Below are 26,854 nucleotides of genomic sequence, written 5' to 3'. Positions count from 1 at the left end.
ACCGGCCGACCGGCCGACCGCGCACCAGCGGTCGGCCGGTCCTGCGTTTCCGGCCGGGCACACGCTCCCGGCCCGCGGTCACCGGCCGGGCGGCCGCGTCGGTGCCGTGCCGGTCGGCAGATCGGCCGGCCTGCCCTCCTGGTCCACCGGTGTGCCGTCGGGGTAGCGGGCGCACTCGCTGCCCGCGCTCACCTCGAGGGTGTGGTACACGGGGTCGAAGCGCAGCGAGGCGCTCTCCGCGAGGGAGCCCGGGCCGGTGACCGGTGGCGTCAGCGTCAGACTGGGGACCGGGGCGGACTCGTCGGAGGAGGCGACCGTCCAGCCCTGGGCGGTCAGGCTCTGCCGGGCCCGTCCCACCGCCTCCTCCCACTCGGACCGGGCGACCCCGGCGAGGGTGAACCGCGCGCGCAGGGCGGCTGTGCGGGGCTGGTCGGCGCCGGTGTCGTTCATGCTCTCCAGGAGGTGGGAGAGGCCCCGGGCGGGGCATGCGTCGTAGATCCGGGCCGTGATCCCGTCGTCCGCGCGGTGCTCGGGTGCCGGCGTCACCTCCGGGCGCAGCGCGAGGGCCTCGTAGACGGTCTGCGTCCGGGCGTCCAGGTGCCGCGCGACGGCGGCCGGGTCCGCCACGGGGTACAGCTTGCCCGTCCAGGCCTCCTCTGCCACCCCGTACGCCGTGCACCCGACCGTTCCGAGCACCAGCACTCCGGCGGCCCCGGCCACCGCCGTGACCCGCACGGCGGTGCGGCGGCCCGGCGCGTTCTTCGTTGCGCGATTCCTCATGATCACCATCGTCCACCGCCGGGCCGGGCCACCGCGTGAGTACGGATACTCACCCGGCAGCGTCGGCGTACTCGTGGTCGGACGGGGCGGCGCTTCAGGCGTGGGCGGCGGCGCACTCCGGGTGGCCCCAGGAGCCGCCGACCTTGGTGATCTTGTCGCCCTTGGCGTACGGGCGGCTGCACGGGCAGGTGCCGGGGAAGCGGGCGTTCAGGGTGCGCGAGCCGCCGCTCCGCTTGGCGGCGCCGCTGCCGGTGCCGGTGCCGGTGCCGGTGCCGCCGGTGCTACCGGCGGAGGCGGCGGGCCGGGCGGTGCGCGCCCTGGGGGCCTTCGTGGCGGCGGCCGGGTCGGGGACCGGCAGGTCGGCGGCGGTGCCGGAGGCGTCCTGCTGGGTGCGGGCGGCGTCGCTGGCGGCCTTGTCGGCGATGGCGTTCAGCGGGTCGCCGTCCACCTGGTGGGCCGGCACGTACACGAAGGTGACGTCCCGGCCCTCCAGCAGGGCGTCGATCGCCTGGATCAGCTCCTGGTTGGCGACCGGCTTGCCGGCCGCCGTCTTCCAGCCGTTGCGCTTCCAGCCCTTCAGCCACTTGGTCACCGAGTCACGGGTGTAGGTGCTGTCCAGCCGAACCTCCAGCGGCGCCGCCGGGTCCGTCGCGGCCAGCAGCTGCCGCAGCGCCGTCAGCTCGCCCACGTTGTTGGTGCTGTGCCCGAGCGCGCCGGCCTCCCAGCGCCGGGGCGCCCCGGTGGCGTCCGCGACCACGTACGCCCAGCCCGCCGGACCGGGGTTGCCCTTGGCTGCTCCGTCACACGCTGCAATGACTCGTTCGACCATGCCCCGATCATGCCTGGTCGGACGGCCCGGAGCCAAAGTCGCTCAGGTGCGCAGCAGGATCAGCAGCAGCGCCGCCGACCAGCTGAAGTTGGTCGAGCTGCGCCCCTCCCCCGTCAGCGGGTCGTAGTTCTCCCGGACCGGGCCGTCCCCGGCCAGTCCGGCGGCGGTGGCCAGCAGCCGCTCGACCGTCCGCCGGGCGTCCTGCTCCCAGCCGTAGCGGCGCAGGCCCTCGACGGCGAAGTAGGTCTGGTCGAGCCAGGCCAGGCCGCGCCAGTAGCCGGCCGGGTCGAAGGACGGCGAGCTGCGGGCCACGGTGGGGAACGGCATGGCGGTGCCGAACTCCGCCGGGTCGAGCAGCAGCCGGCGGACGGTACGGGCCTGGGCGGCGGTGGCGGTGCCGGACCAGAGCGGGATCGCGCCCTCGATGCCGCGGCCCCGGGCGGTGAGCCGGGCGCCGGTGGCCAGGTCGGTGTCGTGGAACCAGCCGCCGGCCGGGTCGTACATGGTGTCGCGCACGGCGGCGTCGATCCGGTCTGCACGGGTGCGCAGCCGCTGGGCGGCGGGCCGGTCGCCGAGTTCCGCGGCGATCAGCGCCAGGTGGCGGTGGTCGGCGGCCAGGTAGGCGTTGAGGTCGACCGAGCGCTGGTCGAACGACCAGCCGAGCAGCGTCCCGTTCGCGTCCCGGTTCGGGAGGACGCCGGCGGCGTCGAAGCGCGGGGCGTTGTCCATGCCGGACTCCCAGGCCGCCGCCTCCCGGCAGTCATCGGGGCTCGCGTTGGCCGGGTCCACGGTGGCGCCGTACTCGCACAGGCCCTCGCCGAGGTGGTCCCGGGTGCGGTACCACCAGTCCCGGTAGGCGGTCAGCCGGGGCAGCAGCTCCCGCAGGAAGGCGCGGTCGCCGCTGCGCTTGTAGACCTCCCAGACCGCCCAGGCGGCCAGCGGGGGCTTGGAGTTGCGCTCGTTCCAGTTGCCGCCGCCGGTGGCCGGGTCGTTGTAGAAGACGCAGTCGGGGACCATCCCGGCGTCCTGCGGGCGCTCGGCGGAGCCCGCCGGCACCTGGTGGTCGAAGACCGCCCGGATCTGGTCGGCGGCGAGGCCGGGGGCGAAGGCGGCGGTGCCGACGGCCTGCTTCCAGGTGTCCCAGGCCCAGACCCCGCTGAACCACTTGTAGGAGAGCGTGGGGGTGACGGCGTCGTGCCGGATCCTTCCGGCCGGGCTGCGCCAGTTGGTGACCAGGGTCTGCACGCATTTGACGGCGGTGCGCCGGCGGGCGGCGGGGACGCCCTCGGTGGCCCGGGTGACGTACCCGTGCCAGCGGGCGGTGCCCTCCGCCGCGACCCGCTCCGGGGCGCGCAGCGCGGTGTCCGCCTCCTTCGCGGCCCGGGCGTACTCGGCCTCGGTGAAGGTGTAGCTCTCGGTCCAGTCCAGGTGGCGGCTCTCCCCCGGCGCCAGCCGCACCGGCTCGGCGAGTTCGGTGCGGTGCTCGTCGCCGTCGGCGCTCAGCACGACGCGGACGGGCCGGGCGTGGCGGACGGCGAAGCACTCGGTGCCGTCGGTGAGGTAGTCCCAGGTCTGCCGGACCTTGGCGAAGCGCACCTCCACGCCGCGTTCGGCGGCGACGAGTCGCGGCGCCTCGTGCTGGGGGCCGGTGGCGGGGCGCAGCAGCCGGCCGGTCCAGGCGGCGGCCAGGGTCCGTACGGCCGGGCCGGTGTTGGTGAGGCGGGCCCGGAGCAGGGCGGTGCGGTTGCCGGCGAAGCGCAGTTCGAGGGTGAGGGCGAGGCCGCCGCCGAGGTCGTGGGCCAGCCGCAGCAGGCCGGGCAGCGAGGTGCCGCGCGCGGGGGCGCCGGCGCCGAGGTCCAGGGGGCGTCCCTGTTCGGTGAGCTGGAGGCGGGTCAGGCCGTCGCTGAGCCACCACGGGTATTCCTGGGCGAGGTACAGCGGGCCGGTGAAGCCGCCGGGCCGGTCGGCCGGTCGGGGCAGGGCGTAGGCGTGCCAGGCGCCGAGGTCGGCGAAGACGGTGATCGGGTTGTTGCCGCGGGTGTCGCCGGGGTAGGCCTGGGCGGGGGTGCCGTGCAGGTCGAGGACGTCGGCGTAGCGTTCGGCGTCGAATCCTCCCTGTTCTTCCGGTCCTTCCTGGCCGTGGGCGGTGGCCGGGGCGGTCAGGGTGCCGGCGGCGGCGACCGCCGAGGCGGCGAGGAAGTGGCGGCGGGTCAGCGGGTTCACGGGCGCTCCTCGGCGGCGGGGAGTCGGAGGACGGCGGCGCCGAGCGGCGCGAGGGTGACGGCCTCGCCGGTGGCGGTGCCGGTGAGCAGGTCGGTGCCGGGCGCGTCGAGGGGCACCAGGCGCTCGACGGGGCCGTGGTTGAGCAGGAAGAGGTAGTCGGTGCCGTCGGCGGCGTGCCGGCGGGTGGCCTCGACGCCCTCCGGCAGGCCGGGCAGTTCGGCGCCCACCCCGGCGTCGGCGAGCGCCCGGTCGAGCACCGGGCCGGTGTCGGCGCCGAGGTGGCAGCTCAGGTACCAGGCGCTGCCGGTGCCCAGGCGGTTGCGGGTGACGGCCGGGAGGCCCGCCAGCTCGCCGGAGCCGTAGTGGGCGACGGCCTCGGCGGTCCCGGTCTCGATCCATTCGCTCCAGCGTTCGGCCCGCAGCCGGGTGCCGTCCGGGGCGAGGACGACGGCGGTGGTCGCGCCGTCCGGGATCGGCCAGTGCTCGTCGACGACGATCCCGAGCAGCTCGCGCAGCGGCCCGGGGTGGCCGCCGGGGTGGATGTGGTCGTGCCGGTCGGCGATGCCGCTGAACGGGCCGCAGACCAGCCGGCCGCCGTCCCGTACGTAGGTCGTGAGCCGGTCGGCGGTGGCGGTGTCGAGCAGGTACAGGTTGGGGGCGAGCACCAGCGGGTAGCCGTCGAGTCCGGCGGTGGGCGGGACGAAGTCGACGGTGACGCCGCGCTCGTACAGCGCCGCGTACCAGGGGCGGAGCAGCTCGGGCCAGCGCATCCGGGCGGAGGGGTGGTCGTCCAGTTCCAGCGCCCACCAGCTGTCCCAGTCGAGCAGGACGGCGGCCCGCCCGCGCAGCCGGCTGCCGGCGAGTTCGCCGAGGCGGCGCAGTTCGGCGCCGAGGCGCAGGGTCTCCTGCCAGCCGCGCGAGGCGGTGCCCCGGTGCGGGAGCATCGCGCTGTGGAACTTCTCGGCGCCGGCCACCGAGGCGCGCCACTGGAAGTGCAGCACGCCGTCGGCGCCGCGGGCCAGTGCCTGCAGCGACCAGAGGCGGTGGAGGTCGGGGGGTTTGGGCACGTTGACCGGCCGCCAGCTGACCGCGGAGGGGGCCTGTTCCATCAGCAGCCAGGGGCGGCCGCCCTTGAGCGAGCGCATCAGGTCGTAGTTCATCGCGGCGTTGACGTGGGCGCGCGGGTCGGCGGGGTCGGGGTAGGCGTCGTCGGAGACGAAGTCCTCGTGCCGGCTCCACTCCCAGTAGTCCAGGGCCTTGAGCATCGACATGAAGTTGGTGGTGACCGGGACGCCGGGCGAGACCTCGTCCAGGACGGCCTTCTCGGCACGGTGCAGGGCGAGCAGCGCGTCCGAGCAGAACCGGCGCCAGTCCAGCAGCTGGGTGGGGTTGACCGGGCCCGGCGCGGTGCGCGGCGGCTCGATCTGCTCGAAGGAGCCGTAGTGCTGCGACCAGAAGGCGGTGCCCCAGGAGCGGTTCAACTCCTCGATGCCGCCGTGCCGTTCGCGCAGCCAGCGGCGGAAGTCGGCGGCCGAGGCGGGGCAGAAGCACTCCTCGACGTGGTCGCCGTACTCGTTGTGGACGTGCCACAGGGCGAGGGCGGGGTGGTGGCGGTAGCGCTCGGCGAGGGCCCGGGTGAGCCGGACGGCGGCGTCCCGGTAGGCGGGCGAGGAGGGGCAGTAGTGCTGGCGCGAGCCGAACTCCAGCCGTACGCCGTCGGCGGTGACCGGCAGCAGTTCGGGGTGGGCGCGGACCAGCCAGGCGGGCGGGGAGGCGGTGGCGGTGGCCAGGTCGACGGCGATGCCGTGCCGGTGCACGAGGTCGAGCAGGCGGTCCAGCCAGCCGAAGTCCCAGCTGTGGGGGTCCGGTTGGAGCCGGGCCCAGGAGAACACGCCGACGGTGACCAGGTTGACCCCGGCCTCGGCCATCAGTTTCACGTCCTCGGCCCACACCTGTTCGGGCCACTGCTCGGGGTTCCAGTCCCCGCCGTAGAGCAGTCCTGGCACCCGGGTGAGGCGGTCCTTGGTCACGGTCGTGGTCATCCCTTCAGTGCTCCGCCCAGCAGGCCCGCCACGAACTGCCGCTGGAAGACCAGGAAGAGCACCATCAGCGGGAGGGTGGCGAGGAAGGAGCCGAGCATCAGGCCGGAGTAGTCGACGTGGGTCAGCCCGGTCAGCGTGTTGAGCGCGACCGGCACGGTGTACTTGTCCTCGGTGTTGAGCATCAGCAGCGGCCAGATGAAGCTGTTCCACTGGCCCATGAAGGTGAAGATCACCAGCGCGCCCAGCTGCGGCCGCACGCACGGCAGGACGACCTGGTAGAAGGTGCGCAGCTCGCCGGAGCCGTCGATCCGGGCCGACTCCAGCAGTTCGTCGGGGAAGTCCAGGAAGCCCTGGCGCATCAGCAGGATGCCGAAGGAGTTGGCCAGGAAGGGCACGATCACGGCCTGGTAGCTGTCGATCCAGCCGAGGCTGGCCATCATCTGGAACAGCGGGACGAGCAGCACCTGCAGGGGGATCATCATGGTCGCCAGGACCAGGCCGAGCAGCAGTCCGCGGCCGCGGAAGCGGTACTTGGCCAGTCCGTAGCCGCACATCGCGGACAGCAGCGAGCTGAGCAGGGTGTAGACGACCGCGATTGCGAGGCTGTTGAGCAGCACCCGGCCGAAGCCGATGGTCTCCTGGAGGTGCGCGAGGTTGCGCAGCAGGTTGCCACCGGGCAGGAACGGCGGTGGGGAGTGGAACAGTTCGGAGCTGCTGTGGGTGCTGGCGATCAGCATCCAGGCGAAGGGCACCAGGCTGAGCACGGCGCCGAGGGCGAGGGCGGCGAGGACGGCGATCCGGCCGAGCCGGGCGGGCAGCGGGGTGCGGCCGGGCCTGAGCGGCGCGGTGGTGGTCATCGGCGGCGCTCCCTTCCGTAGAGCCGGAACTGGAGCAGCGAGACCGCCGCGATGATCAGCACGACCACCCAGGCGATGGCCGCCGCGTAGCCGAAGTCGAGCTGCTGGAAGCCGACCTTGTAGAGGTAGACCACGGGGGTGAGGGTCGCGTCGCCGGGGCCGCCGCGGGTCAGCACGTAGTTCTCGTCGAAGAGTTGCAGGGTGCCGATGGTGGAGGTGATGACGCAGAACAGCACGACCGGGCGCAGCTGCGGCAGGATCACGCCGGTGTAGGTGCGCACGGCGCCGGCGCCGTCGAGGGCGGCGGCCTCGTACTGGTCGCGGCCGATGGCGTGCAGTCCGGCGAGCAGGATCACCGCGTTGTAGCCGGTCCACCGCCAGGTGACCGAGCCGATCAGCGAGATCCTGGCCCAGGTGGGCGAGTTGAGCCAGTCGACCGGGCCGAGGCCGAGGGCCTGGAGGAACTGGTTGGCGAGTCCGCCGTCGGTGCGCAGCAGGACCTGGAAGACCACGGCGTAGGCGACCAGGGTGGTGATCGCGGGCAGGAAGAACACGGCCCGCCAGCCGGCCCGGAAGCGCAGCCAGGACTGGTTGAGCAGGACGGCGAGCACCAGGGCGAGGCCGATCATCACGGGCACCTGGACGGCGAGGATCAGTCCGGTGTTGACCAGGGAGTGCAGGAAGGCGGGGTCGTGCAGCATCCGCCGGTACTGGTCCAGGCCGACCCAGACGTCGGCGCCGTCGCGGCGGGCGGTGAAGCTCTGGTAGAGGCTGGCGCCGAGCGGGTAGGCGAAGAAGGCGACGAAGAGCGCGGTCGTGGGCCCGGCGAACAGCCAGGCGGCGGTGCGTGGGGAGCGCCGGCGGCGGGCGGGGGCGGGGGCGGCCTGGGCGGGGGCCGCGGGTTCGCGCAGGGACACCGGAGGACTGGTCATCGGGCCCGCCCCTACGCGACCGTTTGGCGGCCGGTCGCGGTGGCGATCTGGCGGGCGGCGGAGCGCAGCACGGTGCCCGGGTCGGCGCCGTTGTGCAACACCTGGTTGACGGCGCTGGTGACGATGTCGCCGGCCTTGGAGTCGTCGGCGGTGAGCTCGACGGCGGGGATGTCGCGGGTGAGTCCGGCGAACAGCCGCATGGCGGGCTGGCCGCCGTAGTAGGGGGAGGGCTGCTGGAAGTACGGGTCGTCCAGGGCGGGGAGGTAGGCGGGGAAGAGGCCTTCGTGCTGCATCATCGAGGCCTGGTTGGCCTTGTCGGCGAGCAGGAAGGAGAGGAACGCCCAGGCCGTCTCCGGGTTCCGGCTCTGCGCGGTGACGCACAGGGTGGAGCCGCCGCTGTTGGAGGTGCGGGTGCCGCCGGGGGTGAAGGCGGGCAGTGGGACGACGCCGAACTTGCCGTTGAGGTCGGCCATTTCGGTGGTGAGGGTGCCGTCCCACCAGGCGGCGGTGGGGGTGGTGGCGGCCTTGCCGTCGTGGGTGCCGGAGACGAACCCGTCCCAGCCGTTCTCGAAGTCCACCAGGTCGCGGTCGACGAGCTGTTTCAGCAGGGTGAGGGCGCGTTCGGCGGCGGGGGTGGCGACGGCCACCTTGCCGTCGGTGAACCAGCGCTGGCCCTGTTGCTGGAGCAGCATGGCGAAGAGGCTGTCCTGCTTGGCGTCCAGGATGAGCAGCTTCCTGCCGGTGGCGGCCTTGAGGGCGGTGCCGGCGCTGACGTAGTCGTCCCAGGTGGCGAGGCCCCCCGGGTCGATGCCGGCCTGCTGGAAGAGGTCGCGCCGGTAGAACAGGGCGCACGGCCCGCTGTCCCAGGGCAGCGCGAGGACCCGGCCCTCGATGTCCGTCACGGTGCGCCAGGAGGCCTGCGGATACTGGGACTTGAGGTCGGCGGCGCGGCTGGTGAGGTCGACCAGGGCGTTCGGGAAGTTGCCGATGTAGGTGGGGAGTTTGTGGCCCTCGACGGTGAGGATGTCGGGCAGGCCGCTGCCGGCGCCGAGGCCCACGGTGATCTTGTCGTAGGCGTTGTCGTAGCCGATGTCCACCACCTCGACGGTCGTTCCGGGGTGGGCCTGTTCGAAGACCTTGCCGAGCCGCTGCATGGCCTTGGCGGCGACGTCCCAGGACCAGATGGTGACCTTCCCGGCGAGGGTGGCGCCCGGGCTGCCGGTGAGCTGCTTCGCGCTGGTGCCGCCGGCACCGCCGGTCGCGCAGCCGGTGGCGCCGGCCAACAGCAGGGCGCCGCCGGCGAGTCCGGCGGCGAGGATCCGGCGGCGTGCCGGGCCCGACCTGAATCCGCCCTGGTCGAGGGCGAGTTGGGGATGTTTTTCGTGCCGGGTTTCTGCGGACATCTTGCCTCCCGACTGGTGAATGCCGAATGCTGTATACAGAACTCAGCATTCACAACCCCGTCAAGGCTTGTGACTGAAATCGCGGAAGGTGCCAGCATGAGCACACGCGTCCCCCGAACCCACCCGTACATCCCCAACTCCGCCCCGCAGGTGAGGAAAGCGATGCTGGCGGCGGTCGGCGCCCAGGACGTCGAGGAGTTCTACGCCGACATCCCCGCCGCCCTCCGCCTGGACCGCCCGCTGCGACTGCCCGAGCCGCTCGGCTCCGAGGCCCGACTGGTCGCCCACATGGAGGAGCTGCTCTCCCGCAACACCGCCGTCCCGCCGGGCCGCAGCTTCCTCGGCGCCGGCTGCTACCGCCACCACGTACCCGCCGTGGTGGACGAGATCGTCAACCGCAGCGAGTTCCTCACCGCCTACGCGGGCGAGCCGTACGAGGACCACGGCCGCTTCCAGGCGCTGTGGGAGTACCAGTCGCTGATGGCCGAGCTGCTGGCCGTCGACGTCGTCAACGTGCCGACGTACGACGGCTTCCAGGCCGCCGCCACGGCGCTGCGGATGGCCGGACGGGTCACCGGGCGGCGCCGGCTGGTGCTGGTCGGCGCGATCGACCCGGACCGGCTCTCCCGGATCCACGACTACGTCCGGGGCGTCCACGAGCTGGTGCCCGTCCCCGCCGAGCCCGCCGCCGTCCGGGCGGCCCTGGCCGAGGGCGACGCGGCCGCCGTCTACGCCCAACTCACCGACCACGACGGCCTGGTGGACCACGAACTGCCGCAGTACATCGAACTCGCCCACGGCGCCGGGGCGCTGGCCGTCGTCCACGTCAACCCGATCAGCCTCGGCGTGCTCACCCCGCCCGCCGAACTCGGCGCCGACCTCACCTGCGGCGACCTCCAGCCGCTCGGCATCCACCCCGGCTACGGCGGCGGCAACGCGGGCTTCATCGGCAGCCCCGACGACGAACGCCTGGTCGCCGAGTACCCCAGCCGGCTGTTCGGGCTCACCCCCACCGACGTCCCCGGCGAGTACGGCTTCGGCGACGTCGCCTACGAGCGCACCTCCTTCGCGCTGCGCGAGGAGGGCAAGGAGTGGGTCGGCACCGCCGCCGCCCTGCACGGCATCGCCGCCGGGGTCTACCTCGCGCTGATGGGCCCGCACGGCATGCGGGAGGTCGGCGCGACGATCCTCGCCAACACCGCCTACGCCCGCCGACGCCTCGCCCTCGTCCCCGGCATCGACCTGGCGGACCCGCGGGCCGTGCACTTCGCCGACTTCACCGTCCGCTACACCGGCGAGCGCACCGCCGCCGAGATCTCCGAGGCGCTGCTCGCCCACGGCCTGCACGGCGGCACCCCGGCCGGCCCCCACGAGGGCCGCTACTGCGTGACCGAGCTGCACACCCGGGCCGACATCGACCGCCTCGCCGACGCGCTTGAGGAGATCGTCAAGTGACGAACCACCCGAACACCGGGTCCGCGGACCCGCGGATCGCCCCCAAACCCGCCCTGCGCCGCTTCCACCAGGCCCGCTGGGACGAGAAGCTGATCTTCGAGCTCGGCGCGCCCGGCGAGCGCGGCGTCCTGCCCCCGCTGCCCGAGCCCGCCGTCACCGCCGCCGTCGGCGACCCGGCCGAACGGCTGCCCGCCGCACTGCGCCGCAGCGCCCCGCCCGCCCTGCCCGAACTCGGCCAGCAGCAGGTGCTCCGGCACTACCTGCGGCTCTCCCAGGAGAACCTCGGCGCCGACCTCAACGTCGACGTCGGCCAGGGCACCTGCACCATGAAGTACAGCCCCAAGGTCAACGACACCTTCGTCCGCGACCCCAGGATCGCCGCCCTGCACCCCGCACAGGACGCCTCCACCGTCCAGGGCGTCCTCGAACTCGTCCACCGGCTGGAGCAGCTGCTCAAGGAGATCTCCGGCATGGACCGGGTCAGCCTCCAGCCCGGCGCGGGCTCGGCGGCGATCTGGACCAACGTCTCCGTGATCCGCGCCCACCACGCAGCGCGCGGCGAGCTGGAGCAGCGCGACGAGATCATCACCACCGCCTTCTCCCACCCCTCCAACGCCGCCTGCGCCAAGACCGCCGGCTTCCGGGTGATCACCCTGCACCCCGACGCCGACGGCTACCCCGACATCGAGGCGCTGCGCACCGCCGTCGGCCCGCGCACCGCCGCACTGCTCATCACCAACCCCGAGGACACCGGCATCTACAACCCCCGGATCGCCGAGTTCGTCCGGATCGTCCACGAGGCCGGCGGCCTGTGCGCCTACGACCAGGCCAACGCCAACGGCATCCTCGGCATCACCCGGGCCCGCGAGGCCGGCTTCGACCTGTGCCACTTCAACCTGCACAAGACCTTCTCCACCCCGCACGCCTGCGGCGGCCCGGCCGCCGGCGCCTGCGGCGTCACCGCCGAGCTGGCGCGCTACCTGCCGCGCCCCACCGTCGAGTTCGACGGCGAGCGGTACGTCCTGGACGACGACCGGCCGGACTCGATCGGCAAGATCCGCCCCTACCTGGGCGTCGTCCCGAACCTGGTGCGCGCCTACGCCTGGATCACGGCCCTGGGCGCCGAAGGGCTGCGCGCGGCCGCCGAGACCGCCGTCCTCAACAACAACTACCTGCTGCACCGAGTACGGCAGATCCGCGGCGTCTCCGTCCCCTACGCCGAGGGGCGCCCCCGGGTCGAACAGGTCCGCTACAGCTGGCAGCAGCTCAACGAGGACACCGGCCTGCACAGCGAGGACCTCGGCTACCGCGCCGCCGACTTCGGCACCCACTACTGGACCAGCCACCACCCGTACGTCGTCCCCGAGCCGATGACCCTGGAGCCCACCGAGTCCTACTCCCGGGCCGACCTCGACGAGTACGCGGCGATCCTCGCCGAGGTCGCCCGCGAGGCGTACGAGGACCCGGAGACCGTGCGCACCGCGCCGCACAACTCCACCGTGCACCGGATCCGGCACGAGCCCCTGGACGACCCGGCGGTCTGGGCGGTCAGCTGGCGCGCCTACCGCCGCAAGGTCCTCGGCGAGCAGCCGTGACCACCGCCCCGAGCGCCCGGATCGGGCTCGTGGTCAACCCGGTCGCCGGCCTCGGCGGCCGGGTCGGCCTCAAGGGCAGCGACGGCGCCGAGGTCCAGCGACGGGCCCTGGCGCTCGGAGCCCGCCCGCAGGCCGTCGCCCGGGCCGCGCTGACCCTCCGGCGGCTGCCGCCCGACGTGGAGCTGATCACGGCCGACGGCACGATGGGCGCCGACGCCGCCCGGGCCGCCGGCCGCACCGCACGCGTCGTCCACCGGCCCGGCGCGGCGGACACCACCGCCGGCGACACCCGGGCCGCGGTGCGCGCCCTCGTCGCGGCCGGCGCCGGACTGCTGCTGTTCTGCGGCGGCGACGGCACCGCCCGCGACGTCCTGGACGCCCTCGGGCCCGAGCCCCGCCTGCCCGTGCTCGGCATCCCGGCCGGGGTCAAGATGCACTCCGCCGTGTTCGCCGTCCACCCCCGGGCCGCCGCCGAGGTCGCGGCGGCCTGGGCCACCGGCCGGGGCGTGCGCCTGGAGGACGCCGAGGTGGTGGACCGGGACGAGGCCGCGCTGCGGGCCGGCCGGGTCTCCGCCCGGCTCCACGGCCGGCTGACCGTCCCGGTGCTGCCCGCCCGGGTGCAGCAGCGCAAGACCGGCAGCTCCGGACCCGACCCGGGGACACCCGCCGGCCTCGCCGCCGAGGTCGCCGAACGGGTCGGCCCCGGCGGGCTGCTGCTCCTCGGACCCGGCAGCACCACCCACGCGGTGGCCACCGCGCTCGGCGCGCCCGGCGCCAGCCTGACCGGCGTCGACCTGCTGCGGCTCGGCCCCGGCAGCGCCCTCGGGCCCGGCCGCTCCGACGGCCTCGCCACCGCCGCCCGGATCCTGATCCGCGACGCCCGGGCCGACCAGCTGCGCGCCCTGCCCACCACCCCCCACATCGTCCTCTCCCCGATCGGCGGCCAGGGCTTCCTGCTCGGCCGCGGCAACCAGCAGCTCACCCCCGAACTGCTGCGCGCCGCGGGCCGGGAGAGGCTGCTGGTGCTCGCCACCGAGGCGAAGCTCGCCGCCCTGGCCGGGCGCCCGCTGCTGCTCGACACCGGCGACCCCGACCTGGACGACGCCCTCGCCGGCCACGTCCGGGTGATCACCGGCCGCCGCTCCGGCGCCGTGTACCGCCTCTCCGCCTGACCCCTGTAGAGGAGTTCCCCATGATCGACCTGCACGGCAAGCGCGCGATCGTCACCGGCGCCGCCTCCGGCATCGGCCGGGCCACCGCCGCCCTGCTCGCCGAACTCGGCGCGGCCGTCGTCCTCGCCGACCTCGACACCGAACGCGGCGAACGGGCCGCCGCGGAGATCGGCGGCACCTTCGTCCGCTGCGACGTCTCCCGGCGCGCCGACTGCGAGCAGGCCGTGCGCACCGCCGTCGAACAGCACGGCGGCGTCGACGTGCTGTTCAACAACGCCGGCATCATCCGCCGCTCCACTGTCACCGGGATCAGCGACGAGGACTGGGACCTGGTGATGGCCGTCAACGTCCGCTCGATCATGCTGCTCAGCGGACTCGTGGTGCCGCTGATGGCCGCGAACGGCGGCGGCAGCATCGTCAACACCGGCTCCGGCTGGGGCATCAGGGGCGGCGGCCGGGCCGTCTCCTACTGCGCCTCCAAGGGCGCCGTGGTCAACATGACCCGGGCGATGGCCATCGACCACGGCCCGGACAACATCCGGGTCAACTGCGTCTGCCCGGGCGACACCGACACCGGCATGCTCGCCGAGGAGGCCCGCCAGCTGGGCGAGAACCCGGACGCCTTCTACACCGACGCCGCCGACCGCCCGCTCGGCCGGATCGGCCAACCCCGGGACATCGCCCAGACCGTGGCCTTCCTGGCCAGCGACGCCGCCGCCTTCGTCAGCGGCGCGGTCATCGCCGTGGACGGCGCCGGCACCGCCTGACGCCCGCGAACCGTACAGCACCGCAACCCCGTACGACGGCCGGGCGACGGCACGCGTCGCCCGGCCGGTACGCTACGGACCGAGGAAGAAGGGACGTTTGATGGCGATCGAGCGGCGGCCGCTGCGCGAGCAGGTGAAGGACGAACTCCTGGAGCAGCTCGGCCGCGGCCGGTTCACCCCCGGCGAGTCGATCAACGAGGTCCAGCTCGCCGAGGAACTGGGCGTCAGCCGAACCCCCCTGCGCGAGGCCCTGATCAGCCTGGAACGCGAGGGCATCATCACCAGCGAGCGCGGCAAGGGCTTCCGCTTCGCCCCGACCGGCAAACAGGAGTTCCTCGACCTCACCGCGATCGTGATCGCCCTGGAGTCGCTGGCCCTGCGCACCTCCGACCCGGCCCACCTGGCCGAGATCGCCCCCAGGCTGCTCGCCGAGGCCCGCGCCTTCTCCGCCCCCCAGGCCCCGCACGGCACCATAGAGCGCCACGACGACGCCTGGCACGCCCTGCTGCTCTCCGGCTGCGCCAACGCCCGGCTGCGCGAGATGATCGAGTCGCTGAAACTCACCCTGCACCGCTACGAGCGGGTGGTGGTCGGCGACCACGAGATCCTGGAACGCGCCGCCGAGGAGCACGAGCGGATCGCCCAGTGCCTGCTCGAAGGCGACGTCGACCAGGCCGTCACCGCGCTGGAGGCCAACTGGACCAGCGGCATGGAACGCATCCTGGACCGCCTGCCCCCGGTCGCCGCGCTCTGAACCCGGCGCCCTCAACCCGGGGCTCCCAACCGGGCGCCCTGAACCCGCTGCTCTGAACCCGGCGCCCTGAACCGGTCCGCTCGTCAGTCGAGCACCTCGGCGACGCCCGGGGTGAGCCAGTGCAGCCGGTCGGCCAGGCCCGCCGCCGCGAACCGTGCGGCGGTCTCCGTCCGCCCCTCGGTGAAGTGCTGCCACGAGGTGTAGTGGACGGGCACGACCCGGCGGGCTCCGAGCGAGGCGGTGAGCGCGGCGGCCTGCGCCGCGTCCATGGTGATCAGCTCGCCGCCGCCGAAGGCCTCGATCCGGGCGGCGCCGAGGTGCAGCAGCGCCGTGCCGATCCGGAACCTCCGCCCCACCTCGTCCAGTTCGGGGATGTGGACGGTGTCGCCCGAGACGTACAGCGCCTCCGGCTCGCCCGGCACCTCGACCACGAACCCGGTGACCTCCCCGACCGGTCCGTGCACACCGGGTGTCCCGGTCACCCGCAGGGTGCGGCCGTCCACGGTGAGGTCGCGGGTCTGCCACGGCGCCAGCCCGAGCGCGCCGCCACCGAGCCGGGCCGCCCCGCCGACCGTGGTCAGCACCGGGCGCCCGGCGAGCAGGGTACGGCCGGTGGCGTCCAGGTTGTCGGGGTGCTCGTCGTGGCTGAGCAGCACGGCGTCCACCGGCGGCAGCTCGTGCACACCCGTCGCCGGGCCCCGGGTGCTGCGCAGGACCACCGGATCGTGCCGGTACTCGGCGGGGGCCGGGTCGAAGACCGGATCGGTGAGCAGCCGCAGACCGCCGACCTCCAGCAGGACCGTCGCGGTTCCGATGTGCGTGGCCTTGATCCTCACAGTGTTCCTTCCCTCATCGTGAATTGACGCTCAGTCAGTCGTCAGGTCGATCGGTATTCGTCGCCGGGATCCGGAACCGGCGCCGGTACTCCCCCGGAGTGGTGGACAGCCGGTCCCTGAACACCCGGTGCAAGGTCTCCACGGAACCGAAGCCGCAGGACCGGGCGACCCCGGGCAGCGGATGGTCACTGCGCTCCAGCAGCCGGCGGGCCGCCTCCAGGCGCAGCTCCTCCACGTAGGAGCCGGGGGTGGTACCGGTCTCCGCACGGAAGACCCGGGCGAAATGCCGTTCGCTCATGGCGAGTCGCCCGGCGAGCACGGACACCGACAGATCGGCGTCCAGGTGCTCGGCGATCCAGCGGCGCAGGCCGCCCAGGTCCGCCCGGCCGCCCGTACGGTGCGCCAGGGGCACGCTGAACTGGCTCTGTCCGCCCGGGCGTTGGAGGTACATGACCATGATCCGCGCGATCTGCAGGGCCAGGTCGTCGCCGTGGTCCTCGGCGACCAGGGCGAGGGTGAGGTCCATGGAGGCGGTCAGGCCCGCGCTGGTCCACAACCGTCCGGAGCGGATGAACACCGGGTCGGCGTCCACCTCGACGGCCGGATGGTCGGCGGCCAGCCGCTCGGCGGTCGCCCAGTGGGTGGTCGCGCGATGCCCGTCCAGCAGTCCGGCCGCCGCCGCCACGTGCGCGCCCGCACACACCGAGGCGATCCGCCCGGCCCGAGGACCGGCCTCCGTCAGCCAGGCGACCACCGCCGGGTCCACCCGCGGCACCGGCCCGTCCCGGCCCAGGTCCACCCGCCCCGGCACCAGCACCGTGTCCGGCCGCACCCGCTGCTCGGCCAGGGTGTCGGTCACGTACAGCGGCACCCCGGAGAAGGTCTCCACCGGCCCGCTCCGCTCCGCGCACACCCGCACCTCGTACCCCGGCCGCCCGGGCGGCAGCAGCCGCCCGGCCAGCGCGAGGATCTCGGCGGGCCCGGTCACGTCCAGCGCGTTCACTCCGGGGAACACCGGGATCACGACCAGATGCGGCAGGCGGGGTGCGTCGTTCATGCCCACACTCTCGCCCGGCGGCAGCGATGGCGGCAATGACGGGACTCTGCAACATCCGGACAGCACGGGCATCCGGACACCACCGCATCCGGCCAGCGCCGCATCCCGTCAGCGCCGCATCAGGACACGGCCCCCGGCGAGGCCCTACGCCCCTGGTCCGACCACCCCCGGGACCAACGCCCGATTGCCTCTCCGCCGCCTCCCCGAAGCATGATGGCCCGCATGATCGGCAAGTGGATCGACTGCCGGGTTCGACCCGGAGCACGCGAGGCGTTCGCCGCCGGACAGCGCCGCTGGTCGGCGATCTCCGACCAGCCGGGCCTGGTCGGCCAGACCGGCGGCTGGGCACCCGGCGCCGACCGCGCCCTGCTGCTCGCCCTGTGGCGCGACGAGCCCGCGTACACCCGCTTCATGCGCGAGCGCCACGACCGGGCCGCCGCCCACGCCGACCAGCGCTCCAGCTGCACGGGGATCGAGGTCGCCACCGGCCCGGTCGTCCTCACCATGCCGGGCGCGGCCCCCTCCCTCCCCGCCGCCCTCGCCCGCGCCACCGTCCTGCGCGCCGCCGACTGCCGGCTCCACCCCGGCCGAGCCGACCACTTCCTCGACGTCCAGCGCGAGCTCTGGGCCCCGGGCATGGCGGCGGCGGACGGCATGCTGGGCGGCACCGTCACCCGCCTCACCCCCGAGCGCCACCTCGTCACCACCCTCTGGACCACCCCCGCCGCCCACCGCACCTACACCACCCACCACCTCCCGGCCCTGCTCGACCGCGCCGGCGTCCCCACCGACGTCCACACCCTGACGGGCCACCTGCTCCCCCTCGAACCGTCCTGGCACATCGGGGCCGACGCCTGAACCACCGCCATGTCCGGCAACAACGCGCCGGTCGGGCTGATCGACACGCGGGCGCGGCGGACGTGCCGGCCGGGGCCGCCCGGCGGGGCGGGTGGAGTCGGTGGCCGGGGCCGACGGGAGCGCCCCCGTCAGCCCCGGCGGGTGCTCAGTGCCCGGGTGGGTGCTCAGTGCCCGGGTGGGTGCCGCATCCCGCCGCCCGGTGCGGCGGTCCGCCGCTCCGGATCGGTGGGGGCCGGCCGGGCCCGCCGGGACAGCCGCATCAACGCGAGGCCGAGGCAGAAGAGCAGCGCCAGCGCCACCCCGGCCAGGAAGATGCTCAGGCTGTTCAGCGCCACCAGGTTGTTGCCCAGGATCGTCACCTGGTAGTCGGGCCCACCGGAGAGGTTGTCCGCGATCAGCAGTCCGACGAACGCGCCGGACGCCGCCATCAGCAGAAGTCCCAGCAGCAGCATGGGGACCCCCTTCGTCCTGGTCTCGGCCCCCCTCGCCCGGTCGCGCCTACCCACCCCGGGCGGCCCGTAACGGCGGCCGGCGAATCGCTGGGGAACCCCGGCAGCGCCGGGCGGCTGCCGCTGCTGGTCAGACCGTGAACCAGCGCCCGACGGCCGTCCGCAGCTCGGCCTGTTCGGCCGGGTCGGGGCGGGGTGAGCCGCCGGCCCAGGCCACGTAGCCGTCGGGTCGGATCAGCAGACCGGTGAGGCCGGCCGGGCCGCCCTTCGCGACGACGACCTCGACGGCGTCCTGGTCCTCCGCCAGTGCGGCTGCCAGCGACTGGTCCTCGGTCAGGTCGATCAGCAACGGCCGTGCGCTTCGGGCGAGTTCGGCGATCCTGGCCCTCCCCGTCCCGGTGGTCAGCTCCAGCTCCGGTGCGAACCGGCCGACTGCGGGGTGGGGATCGGTGATGCCCATGTCGTAGCGCACGTCGGTGCCCGCGGTGAGGTCGGCGAGGTGCTGGACGACCTCCTTGTGGGCGAGCAGCTCGGCGAAGAGTTCGCGCAGGGCGGTCGTGTCGCTTCCCGGTGCGGTGAGCGCGGACTGCGCCTCGGCGTTGAGCACCATGCGGCGGGCGGCCTGGCGGCGCTCGGTGTCGTAGCTGTCGAGCAGACCGGTCGGGGCGGTGTCGCGCAGCACGGCGGCGAGTTTCCAGCCGAGGTTGGCGGCGTCCTGCAGGCCGAGGTTCAGCCCGGGGCCGCCGCCGGAGGTGTAGACGTGGGCGGCGTCGCCGATCAGCAGGACCCGGCCGTCGCGGAACCGGTCGGCGACCCGGGTGTTGCCGCCGGTCAACCGCCGCAGCACGTGCGGGCCGGCGCCGTCCGGCGGGCCGAGCGGCAGGTCGACGCCGAGGACCCGGCGGATGCTCGACTCCATTTCGGCCAGGGTCATCGGCTCGTCCGTCGCGACCTGGTCCCACTCGGTGGTGCTGATCAGCGGCGGCTGCCCGGGGAACGGCGCGTAGGAGAAGCCGCCCCGTTCGGCGCGGTGGGGCAGGAAGGGCAGGACGGGTCCGTGGCCGGGGATGGTGAGGGCGCCGTTGACGGGGTCGATCCAGTCGCTGGGGACGGTGGCGTGGACGGTGCGGTTGGTGCGGCGGTCGTAGCTGGCTCCGGGGAACCCGATGCCGCTCCCCTTGCGGATCACGCTGTGCGCGCCGTCCGCGCCGACCACCCAGCGGGCGCGCATCCGCTGGTCGCCGTCGGGACCGGTGACGTCGAGGGTGACGGCCTCCTCGTCCTGGGCGACGGCGCCGACCCGGTACCCGCGCCGCAGGTCGACGCCGAGGGCGCGGGCGCGTTCCTCCAGGACCTCGACGATGCGGTGCTGCGGGGCGGCCAGGCCGAAGACCGGGCTGGCGTCCAACCGGCCGAGGTCGAGGCCCATGGCGGCGAACATGAAGTACGCGGAGTTCGGCCGCGGAGGCTCCGGGCTGCCGCTGAGCGGCTCGTACAGGCCGCGGTGGTCGGCCAGGCGGACCACCTGGCCGAGCAGGCCGTTGGCCTTGGGTTCGGTGCTGGGCTGCGGGAGCTGCTCCAGCACGATCGGGCGAATGCCGGCCAGGCTCAGTTCGCAGGCCAGCATCAGCCCGTTCGGGCCGCCACCCACGATGATCACGTCGGCTGTCACGGTCACGTCTCCTTGGTACGAACGGGAAGAGGTGGCACCGCGGGCGAGCCGGTCGCCGCCGCTCGCCACGGGACGGGCAGGCCGGCGGCGACCTGCTCGAAGACCTGGGCCAGGACCGTGCCGAGCGGCACGGGATCGTCGGCGCGCAGGCTGTGCTCGACGGCCACCGCGCTGGCGGCCCCGATCACGGCCGCCACCAGCTTCGGGTAGACGTCGCGTTCGGCGTCGGTCCCGGTGCGCCGCGCGACGGCCTCGGCCAGCTCCTGCTGGGCGGCGGCGTTGGCCTTGACGATCTCGCCGGCCAGCGCCGGTTCGGCCAGCATCAGCCGCACCCCCTCGCGCCAACGCTCGCTCTGCGCGGCGGAGTTGTCGGCCCCGGAGGTTTCCGGCGGCGCGAACTGGCCCAGCACGGCCCGGAGCAGCGAGTCCCAGAGCGGCTCGTCGGCCGGGCGGGCGAGCAGGTCGTCGGCGACCCGGAGCATCCGCTCCAGGTGACTGGCGGCGATCGCCTCGGCCTTGCCGGCGAAGTAGTTGCGGAAGGTGCGCACCGAGACGTCGGCCTCGGCGGCGATCTGATCGACCGTCACGGCGTCCCAGCCGTGCAGAACGCAGAGCCGGATCGCCGCCCGGCTCAGCGCGACCCGGGTCTCCCGCTTCTTGCGCTCGCGGAGTCCGGGCTGCCCGGTGGTACGGGCCTCAGGTGCAGGTGCCATGCGAGCAGCGTAGGACGAAATTTGCCGCCACGGCAATGTTTCCGCGGCGGCAAGTTTTTCGGGCCCGAGGGCCCGCGGGTCAGATCCGCGTGGACAGCGGCACGGATATCCGCTTCATCCAGGCGCCCGTCGCGAAGTCGCGCGCCCTGATGACGACCCGGTCCCGGTACACGTCCACCTGGAGCCCCTGGTTGAAGTGCCCGGGGACGGTGACCTCGCCGCCCTGCCCGTTGTCGGCGAAACCGGTCTGCACCGCGCCGGTGTTGATCACCGAGAAGCCGTCGAGGTTGGCGGTGCCCGGCACGACGCGGCGCACGTACCAGTCGGAGAGGGTCAGGTCCCAGTGGGTGTGGCCGCTGAAGAGGAACACGTCGCGGTGGCGCCCGAGGAGGCCGAGGAGGCGGTCGGGCTGGAGGTAGTCGCCCATGTAGATCTTGCTCCGGGTACCGGAGACGGTGTCGGGCAGCGGGTGGTGGGTGATCACCATGACCGGCTTCCGGCGCCTCGCCCAGTACTGCAGGCGCTCCTCCAGCCACTGGAACTGCGCGTCGCTGATCCACACCTCGTCCCACAGGGAGTTGTCGTGGTACTTCATGTAGCGCTCGGTGCCGAGGGTCAGGACCGGGATGCCGCCGAAGGTGGTCTCCGCGTAGATCGTGGACCGCTCGGCGAAGCGGTAGAAGCCGCGGAAGAGGGACTCCTCGGTGGTGCCGTTGGGCCAGGTGCTCTGGGCGAGCGTGTTCGGGTCGGCCCACTTGGGGACGTAGAACTCGTGGTTGCCGATGGCCCAGGCGACCTCGCGGGGCTTGGGCCCCTGCTCCAGCACCTTCCGCACGTCGGCGTACTCGAAGTCGTAGCCGCGCGGCGTGATGTCCCCGGCGACGGCCAGGCCCGACGCGTGCGGGTTGGTGGCCCGGATGTCCTTCAGCGCCTGGGCGAAGTCGCCGAGGTCGCCCTGAATGTCACTGATGACGTTGAAGGTGCTCACCAGGCCGCCGCCGTCGGCGGGTTCCGCCTCGGCGGTCCCCTGGGCGAGGCCTCCGAGCACCAGTGCCCCGGCGGTCGCGCCGAGCAGGGTCCTGCGTTCCATGGTCTTTCCTTTCGGCTGTCGCACGGGATCGAGGGACCTCGGCCGCGCGCTTCGGACCAGACCCGTTATCAATAGGCGACCAAGTGGGCGGCCAGGTGAACGGGCACTGTCGGGCAGGCCCTGCGCGGGCCGTCCGGGGCCGAGCAGCCGGGCCCGACCCGGCGAACCGGGTCGCCCGCTCCTGTGAACCCCGCCGCCCGGCCGACTTCTTTGTGTCATCCGCCAGTACGGCCGTGGACGGGCGCGGAGGAGACTTTCCGCCGGGACCGCGGCCCGGCAGGCAGGGCCTCCGAGCCCGGAGGCCGTGTTCAGCCGCGCGCGGGACGACGTACGGACAGGACGACGCACCGGAGGGGGCGGCACATGGGCGTGCAGCAGTACGACGGGATCGGCGAGGCGTTCGAGGGGTTCAAGGCCCTGCCGTTGACGCGCTACGGGGAGGTGCCGAGCTTGCTCGGCCTGGTCGGGGACGTCAGCGGCCGGTCGATCCTCGACGCGGCGTGCGGCACCGGCTTCTACAGCAGGGAGTTCAAGCGACGCGGCGCCACCGACGTCCTCGGTGTCGACATTTCCGTCGAGATGATCGCCGCCGCGCGGGCGATCGAGCGGCGCGACCCGCCGGACGTGCGCTACGAGGTCGGCGACGTGGCCGAACTACGCCCGCTCGACCGGCAGTTCGACATCGCCCTGGCGGTGCAGTGCCTCAACTACGCCGAGGACATCGCGGCGATGGAGCGGATGTGCCGCGCCATCCACCGGAACCTGGTGCCGGGCGGGGAACTCTTCGTCCTCGCCCAGAAGCCGGACTACCGGTTCGACTGTCCGTCCCTGGAGGAGTACGGGTTCCGCTGCGAGCCGATCGGCGGGGAGATCGAGACGGGTCCGCGGGTGCGGGTCACGGCACTCCTCGACCCGCGGCCGATCAGCATCGTGGGCGCGGCCCCCCGCCGCGAGGTGTACGAGGAGAGCCTGCGGGCGGCCGGGTTCACCGCCCTGGAGTGGGTGCCGCTGGGCGTGTCCGAGGCCGGCATCCGCGCGTTCGGCAGGGAGTTCTGGGCGGACCTCCTCGCACACCCGCCACTGGAGATGCTGCGCTGCCGCGCCTGACCCGACCGCACCGGCCCCACGGCCGCCCCCCCGGCCCCGCCGGCCGCCACCGGCAGGCGGGTCGGCGGCGGCCGCCATGGGTCCAACCCGTCGGGGCCGTGCCCTACTTGGCGAAGCGGACCTCCGGGAAGGCCGCCGAGGGTCCGTCCAGCAGTCGGCCCGGGCGGTCGAGCAGGTGCCGGTCGAAGAACGCGCCGAGGTACGCCCGGGTGGCGGCGAGCGCGCGGGCACCCTTGATGCTGCCGTACTGCCCCGGAGCGGTGTCGGGCGGCACCTGGTCACGGATGCCGAGGGCGTCCACCAGCCAGTGCACGTCGCAGAACGACAGATGCCCGCCCTCCGGCAGGTCCAGCCAGCGCTTCCACCCGGTCAGGTGCTGCCAGGTCTCGTCCCAGTTCGCCGTCGGGGTCTCGCCGGCGTGCCGCTGCGCACCGAGCAGCAGCACCGGGCGGGCGAGGCCCTCGGCCGGCAGCGGGGCGAAGAAGTCGCCGTCCAGGTTGGCGGCGGCGCGGATCCGGCCGTCCACCCGCATCGCCTCGACGGCGCTCGCGCCGCCGATGGAGTGGCCGGCCGCGCCGATCCGGGAGGCGTCGATCCGCAGCCCGCGGACGAGCCCCGGGCCGGGCGCGGTCAGCCGGTCGATCAGGAAGGCGATGTCCTTCGCCCGGCTGCGGATGACCTCGGCCGCCAGTCGGTCGTCCACCTTGTCGCAGATCAGGCAGGACTCCATCCGCCCGTCGGGGAACTGCACGGCCGTCTCGTAGGTGTGGTCCAGCGCGGCCACCGCGTAACCCCGGGCTGCGAGGTCCTCGGCGAGGGCGGTGAGCGAGGAGCGGTCGAAGCCGAAGCCGGGCGAGAGCACCACCAACGGGTGCCGCCCGGGCGCGGGCACCGTGCGGACCCGCACCCCCGTCCCGACGGCGCCGAGGTCCGGAGTGCCGTACCGGGCGGTGGACATCTCCGGGGAGAGGTAGGTCAGTTGCCCGCCGCGCGCGGACTGCGCCGGGTACCAGAGGGTGGCCATCAGTTCGCGGGTGGCGGCGTCCGGCCGCCAGGGGTCGTGCCGGCCGGTGTCCACCAGGCGGACCGAGGCGGCACCGATCAGCCGGTGCGTGGTGGGCGCGGGCACCTGCGGCGCCCCGGCCTTCTCGTCCACGTCCGCCTGCGCGTCCGCGCCCAGGCCCGCGCCCGCGCCCGCGACGACGCCCACGTCCGCCCCCGCCTCCACGGGCACGGACACGTCCACGGGCGCGGGCACGGGCGGGCGCGACGCGGTGGCGGCGGAAGGCGGTCCGGCGGTCGGGGAGGCGGCCGACGCGGCCTGCGGGCCGGTCAGCGGGAGGAGGACGGCGATGGGCACGGCGAGCAGCGCGGCGCTCCGCCACCGAGGAGTTGTCGACATGACGCCACGTTAGGTTCGCCGCCGGCGCCGGCGCGTCCTGCCCGCGGCGTAGCCCGCTCAGCCGCAGGTCGGAGCCGCCACGCCGGGCGGACCCGCCGCTCGGACGAGCCCGCCTCCACCCTGAGCGGCGGGCGGGCCGCGAGTGGCGACCCGGATCGCCCCCCCGGCCCGCGCCGGGCGGGGTGTCGGCGGCACGCTCTACGCTCCCCCTCACCTACGAGTTCTGGGGAAGACCGGATGTCCTACGACGATGTCGAGTACCTGCCCGCACTGATCACGGCCCTGGCCGATCCGTCCGAGGAGAGGTGGAGCGTCGACGGCTGGCGGATCGAGCGGATCGGCCCGGTCCGGGGGGCCGCCGACCACGGCACGATCTACGACCCGCTGGGCCCGGAGGGCACGGGCTTCCCGATGCGACCGGGCGGCACGCCGGTCTACCTGGTCTCCCGCGAGGACGCGCCCGAACTCCCGGTGGCCGCCCTGGTGCACCCCTGCGGGACCGTCCCGGTCCGGACGGAGGAATGGGGCGACCGGGTGGCGACGCCCTCCGGCCTGGCCGTGCTGCACGCCGACCCCGGCACCACCTGGATCGGACCGTCCATCCCGATGCTCCGGCGCGCCTGGGCCGCCCTGCACGCGCGCGCCGCCGGGGGCGACGGCCGGCCGCTGGAGAACCTCCGCGAGGTCCTCCGGGGCGCCTCGATCGACCCGGCGGACTGGCCGGTGGAGCCGGTCGAGGGCGACTTCGCGCACGGCTGGCTGATGCTCCCGGACGAGGCCGGCACCGGCACCGTGCTGGGCGTCCTGGCGAACCCGGACGGGTCGAACACGACCGCGTGCCTGGACGCCGAGGGCAACACGGTGGCGACCCTGCTCACCTTCGAGGAGTGACCCCGGCCCCGCTCACCTCCTCCCCCGCACCTACCGCGCGTGCAACCGGCAAGCCCTGAGGGAAAGCGCTTTCCAAGTGTCCTCGAACTGGGTACGCTCGATCATCGTGGCAGCCACCCTGCCTCCCCTCCCGCAGCCCTCAGAAAGCTGGCCCCTGATGCTCGACCACGACGAAACCGGGTACGTCCGGGACGGGGCGCCGCACCGCGTCGTCTCCGGTGCCCTGCACTACTTCCGCGTCCATCCCGACCTCTGGGAGGACCGCCTGCGCCGGCTGCGCGCGATGGGCGCCAACACCGTCGACACCTACATCCCCTGGAACTTCCACGAACTGCCCTCCGGCGCCTTCGACTTCACCGGCTGGCGCGACATCGCCCGCTTCAGCCGCCTCGCCCGGCAGCAGGGCCTCGACGTCATCCTGCGGCCCGGCCCCTACATCTGCGCGGAGTGGGAGTTCGGTGGCCTGCCGGCCCGGCTGCTCGCCGCCGACGGGATGCGACTGCGCTGCGCCGACCCGGCCTACCTGGCCGAGGTGGACGGCTGGTTCGACGCCGTCGTGCCCGAGATCCTGCCGCTGCTGGCGAGCCGGGGCGGCCCGGTGGTGGCCGTGCAGATCGAGAACGAGTACGGCAGTTTCGGCAACGACCGCGCGTACCTCCTCCACCTGCGCGACGGCCTGCTCGAACGCGGCGTCGACTGCCTGCTGTTCACGGCGGACGGCGCGGAGGACGCGATGCAGCAGGGCGGCGGCGTTCCGGGCCACCTCGCCACGGCGACCTTCGGCTCCCGGCCCGCCGAGCGGTTCGAGGTGCTGCGGCGCTACCAGCCCGAGGGCCCGCTGACGGCCATGGAGTTCTGGATCGGCTGGTTCGACCACTGGGGCGAGCCGCACCACGTGCGCGACGCCGCCGAGTCCGCCCGGGCACTGGACGACCTCCTCGCCACCGGGGCCTCCGTCAACCTCTACATGGCCCACGGCGGCACCAACTTCGGCTTCTGGGCCGGCGCCAACCACACCGGCACCCGCCCGTTCGACACCGGGTACCAGCCGACCGTCACCAGCTACGACTACGACGCCCCGATCGGCGAGGCCGGCGAACTCACCGAGAAGTTCCACGCCTTCCGCGCCGTCATCGGCAAGTACCTCCCCCTGCCCCAGGGCGAGCTGCCCGGGCCGGTCCCGCGCGTCGCTCCGCAGAGCGTCCGGCGCCGCGCCGCCTCCGCGCGGCTCCTGGCGAACCTCGACGCCCTGTCCGAGCCGGTGCGCCGCCCCGTCCCCGAGCCCATGGAGAAGGTCGGCCAGTCGCTCGGCCTCATCCACTACCGCACCCGGATCTCCGGCCCCCGGCCGTCCATGCCGCTGCGCATCGACGGCATCGGCGACCGCGCCCACGTGTTCGCGGACGGCCGGCCGCTCGGCGTCCTGCACCGCGACGCCCCGGCGGACACCCTGCCGCTGGAGGTCGGGCCGCAGGGCGTCGTGCTGGACATCCTGGTCGAGGCGCTCGGCCGGGTGAACTACGGCCCCCTGCTGGACGACCGCAAGGGCATCGGCCGCGGCGTCTCCCACGGCCACCAGCGGCTGTTCGACTGGGAGATCCGCCCCCTGCCGCTCTCCGACCTGGGCCGCCTGCGCTACGAGGAAGCGGATGCGGCCGTCGACGCGGACCCGGCCTTCCACCGCTTCGAGGCCTCGCTCACCGAGCCCGCCGACGCCTTCGTCGCCCTGCCCGGCTGGGGCCGCGGACTGCTCTGGCTCAACGGCTTCCTGCTCGGCCGCTACTCCGCGCAGGGCCCGCAGCGGACCCTCTACGCCCCGGCTCCGCTGTGGCGGGCGGGCGCCAACGAGCTCGTGCTGCTCGAACTGGACGGCCACGGCGAGGAGATCGAGCTCCGCGACCGGCCCGACCTCGGGCCGCTCGCCGCCGCTCCCAGCTCCGAGTACTGAGCCTGCGGGCTCCGGCCCGCTC

General features: G+C 74.1%; 23 protein-coding genes. 9 read left to right on the top strand and 14 right to left on the bottom strand.

The genetic code is table 11. The features are described 5' to 3' along the window. Window positions 1-78 precede the first annotated feature (78 nt). The 7 genes from ACFVHV_RS35635 to ACFVHV_RS35605 form a co-directional block, all read right to left on the bottom strand. A complete protein-coding gene (locus ACFVHV_RS35635; protein ID WP_380357004.1) occupies window positions 79-780 on the bottom strand; it encodes a hypothetical protein in 702 nt (233 codons plus the stop codon). 94 nt (window positions 781-874) lie between these two features. After that, a complete protein-coding gene (locus ACFVHV_RS35630) occupies window positions 875-1,609 on the bottom strand; it encodes a ribonuclease H (RefSeq protein ID WP_380357001.1) in 735 nt (244 codons plus the stop codon). A 42-nt stretch (window positions 1,610-1,651) separates the two neighbouring features. After that, the gene (locus ACFVHV_RS35625; RefSeq protein ID WP_380356998.1) at window positions 1,652-3,832 is read right to left on the bottom strand and encodes a trehalase family glycosidase; all 2,181 of its coding nucleotides are present in this window, start codon (window positions 3,830-3,832) and stop codon (window positions 1,652-1,654) included. Further along, the gene (locus ACFVHV_RS35620; protein ID WP_380356995.1) at window positions 3,829-5,874 is read right to left on the bottom strand and encodes a beta-galactosidase; all 2,046 of its coding nucleotides are present in this window, start codon (window positions 5,872-5,874) and stop codon (window positions 3,829-3,831) included. The genes ACFVHV_RS35625 and ACFVHV_RS35620 overlap by 4 nt, the downstream gene beginning before the upstream one ends. Further along, window positions 5,871-6,731, bottom strand: a complete 861-nt coding sequence (locus tag ACFVHV_RS35615) for a carbohydrate ABC transporter permease (protein WP_380356992.1) — start codon at window positions 6,729-6,731, stop codon at window positions 5,871-5,873. The genes ACFVHV_RS35620 and ACFVHV_RS35615 overlap by 4 nt, the downstream gene beginning before the upstream one ends. Further along, window positions 6,728-7,663 (bottom strand): carbohydrate ABC transporter permease, encoded by a 936-nt coding sequence (locus ACFVHV_RS35610; protein WP_380356989.1) that lies wholly within the window; start codon window positions 7,661-7,663, stop codon window positions 6,728-6,730. The genes ACFVHV_RS35615 and ACFVHV_RS35610 overlap by 4 nt, the downstream gene beginning before the upstream one ends. Before the next feature lie 11 nt (window positions 7,664-7,674). After that, window positions 7,675-9,066, bottom strand: coding sequence for an ABC transporter substrate-binding protein (locus ACFVHV_RS35605; protein WP_380356986.1), 1,392 nt, complete (start codon window positions 9,064-9,066; stop codon window positions 7,675-7,677). Window positions 9,067-9,162: 96 nt separating this feature from the next. Here ACFVHV_RS35605 and gcvPA point away from each other — a divergent pair, with 96 nt between their 5' ends. The 5 genes from gcvPA to ACFVHV_RS35580 all read left to right on the top strand — a co-directional run bounded on the left by gcvPA (window position 9,163) and on the right by ACFVHV_RS35580 (window position 14,809). Further along, window positions 9,163-10,521: an aminomethyl-transferring glycine dehydrogenase subunit GcvPA gene (gene gcvPA / locus ACFVHV_RS35600; protein WP_380356983.1), complete on the top strand. Its 1,359-nt coding sequence runs from the start codon at window positions 9,163-9,165 to the stop codon at window positions 10,519-10,521. Beyond that, a complete protein-coding gene (gene gcvPB / locus ACFVHV_RS35595; RefSeq protein WP_380356980.1) occupies window positions 10,518-12,116 on the top strand; it encodes an aminomethyl-transferring glycine dehydrogenase subunit GcvPB in 1,599 nt (532 codons plus the stop codon). Before gcvPA ends, gcvPB begins: the two co-directional genes overlap by 4 nt. Beyond that, window positions 12,113-13,288 carry an NAD(+)/NADH kinase gene (locus ACFVHV_RS35590; RefSeq protein ID WP_359912005.1) on the top strand — a complete coding sequence of 392 codons (1,176 nt, stop codon included), beginning with the start codon at window positions 12,113-12,115 and terminating at the stop codon, window positions 13,286-13,288. The genes gcvPB and ACFVHV_RS35590 overlap by 4 nt, the downstream gene beginning before the upstream one ends. 20 nt (window positions 13,289-13,308) lie before the next feature. Next, window positions 13,309-14,055: a glucose 1-dehydrogenase gene (locus ACFVHV_RS35585; protein WP_359912002.1), complete on the top strand. Its 747-nt coding sequence runs from the start codon at window positions 13,309-13,311 to the stop codon at window positions 14,053-14,055. A gap of 100 nt (window positions 14,056-14,155) precedes the next feature. Further along, window positions 14,156-14,809 (top strand): GntR family transcriptional regulator, encoded by a 654-nt coding sequence (locus tag ACFVHV_RS35580; RefSeq protein WP_380356976.1) that lies wholly within the window; start codon window positions 14,156-14,158, stop codon window positions 14,807-14,809. 83 nt (window positions 14,810-14,892) lie between these two features. Here ACFVHV_RS35580 and ACFVHV_RS35575 read toward each other — a convergent pair whose 3' ends face one another. Beyond that, window positions 14,893-15,645, bottom strand: coding sequence for an MBL fold metallo-hydrolase (locus ACFVHV_RS35575; RefSeq protein WP_380356974.1), 753 nt, complete (start codon window positions 15,643-15,645; stop codon window positions 14,893-14,895). Between the two features lie 34 nt (window positions 15,646-15,679). After that, a complete protein-coding gene (locus ACFVHV_RS35570) occupies window positions 15,680-16,702 on the bottom strand; it encodes a GlxA family transcriptional regulator (RefSeq protein WP_380356971.1) in 1,023 nt (340 codons plus the stop codon). Window positions 16,703-16,924: 222 nt separating this feature from the next. On the opposite strand from ACFVHV_RS35570, the gene ACFVHV_RS35565 reads away from it, so the two are divergent. Next, the gene (locus tag ACFVHV_RS35565; protein WP_380356968.1) at window positions 16,925-17,560 is read left to right on the top strand and encodes a DUF4937 domain-containing protein; all 636 of its coding nucleotides are present in this window, start codon (window positions 16,925-16,927) and stop codon (window positions 17,558-17,560) included. A 164-nt stretch (window positions 17,561-17,724) separates the two neighbouring features. On the opposite strand, the gene ACFVHV_RS35560 is transcribed toward ACFVHV_RS35565, so the two are convergent. The 4 genes from ACFVHV_RS35560 to ACFVHV_RS35545 form a co-directional block, all read right to left on the bottom strand. Then, window positions 17,725-18,012 carry a hypothetical protein gene (locus ACFVHV_RS35560; RefSeq protein WP_380356965.1) on the bottom strand — a complete coding sequence of 96 codons (288 nt, stop codon included), beginning with the start codon at window positions 18,010-18,012 and terminating at the stop codon, window positions 17,725-17,727. Window positions 18,013-18,139: 127 nt separating this feature from the next. Then, entirely contained in the window at window positions 18,140-19,681 is a 1,542-nt protein-coding gene (locus ACFVHV_RS35555; protein ID WP_380356962.1) for an FAD-dependent monooxygenase, read from the bottom strand. Window positions 19,682-19,683: 2 nt separating this feature from the next. Beyond that, window positions 19,684-20,394, bottom strand: a complete 711-nt coding sequence (locus ACFVHV_RS35550) for a TetR family transcriptional regulator (protein WP_380356959.1) — start codon at window positions 20,392-20,394, stop codon at window positions 19,684-19,686. Between the two features lie 79 nt (window positions 20,395-20,473). Then, window positions 20,474-21,484 carry a metallophosphoesterase family protein gene (locus ACFVHV_RS35545; RefSeq protein WP_380356957.1) on the bottom strand — a complete coding sequence of 337 codons (1,011 nt, stop codon included), beginning with the start codon at window positions 21,482-21,484 and terminating at the stop codon, window positions 20,474-20,476. Between the two features lie 363 nt (window positions 21,485-21,847). Here ACFVHV_RS35545 and ACFVHV_RS35540 point away from each other — a divergent pair, with 363 nt between their 5' ends. After that, complete coding sequence (locus ACFVHV_RS35540; protein ID WP_380356954.1) at window positions 21,848-22,591, top strand: class I SAM-dependent methyltransferase; 744 nt, start codon at window positions 21,848-21,850, stop codon at window positions 22,589-22,591. A 103-nt stretch (window positions 22,592-22,694) separates the two neighbouring features. On the opposite strand, the gene ACFVHV_RS35535 is transcribed toward ACFVHV_RS35540, so the two are convergent. Then, window positions 22,695-23,993 (bottom strand): alpha/beta hydrolase family protein, encoded by a 1,299-nt coding sequence (locus ACFVHV_RS35535; protein ID WP_380356952.1) that lies wholly within the window; start codon window positions 23,991-23,993, stop codon window positions 22,695-22,697. Between the two features lie 237 nt (window positions 23,994-24,230). Here ACFVHV_RS35535 and ACFVHV_RS35530 point away from each other — a divergent pair, with 237 nt between their 5' ends. Together ACFVHV_RS35530 and ACFVHV_RS35525 are read left to right on the top strand one after the other, a co-directional pair. Further along, window positions 24,231-24,884, top strand: coding sequence for a hypothetical protein (locus ACFVHV_RS35530; protein WP_380356950.1), 654 nt, complete (start codon window positions 24,231-24,233; stop codon window positions 24,882-24,884). A 157-nt stretch (window positions 24,885-25,041) separates the two neighbouring features. Continuing rightward, window positions 25,042-26,832, top strand: coding sequence for a beta-galactosidase family protein (locus ACFVHV_RS35525; RefSeq protein WP_380356947.1), 1,791 nt, complete (start codon window positions 25,042-25,044; stop codon window positions 26,830-26,832). Window positions 26,833-26,854: the final 22 nt, after the last annotated feature.

It is taken from the genome of Kitasatospora sp. NPDC127116 (genome assembly GCF_042677365.1).
Lineage (GTDB): Bacteria > Actinomycetota > Actinomycetes > Streptomycetales > Streptomycetaceae > Kitasatospora > Kitasatospora lactacystinica.
This window is presented reverse-complemented; position numbering and strand designations above follow the sequence as displayed.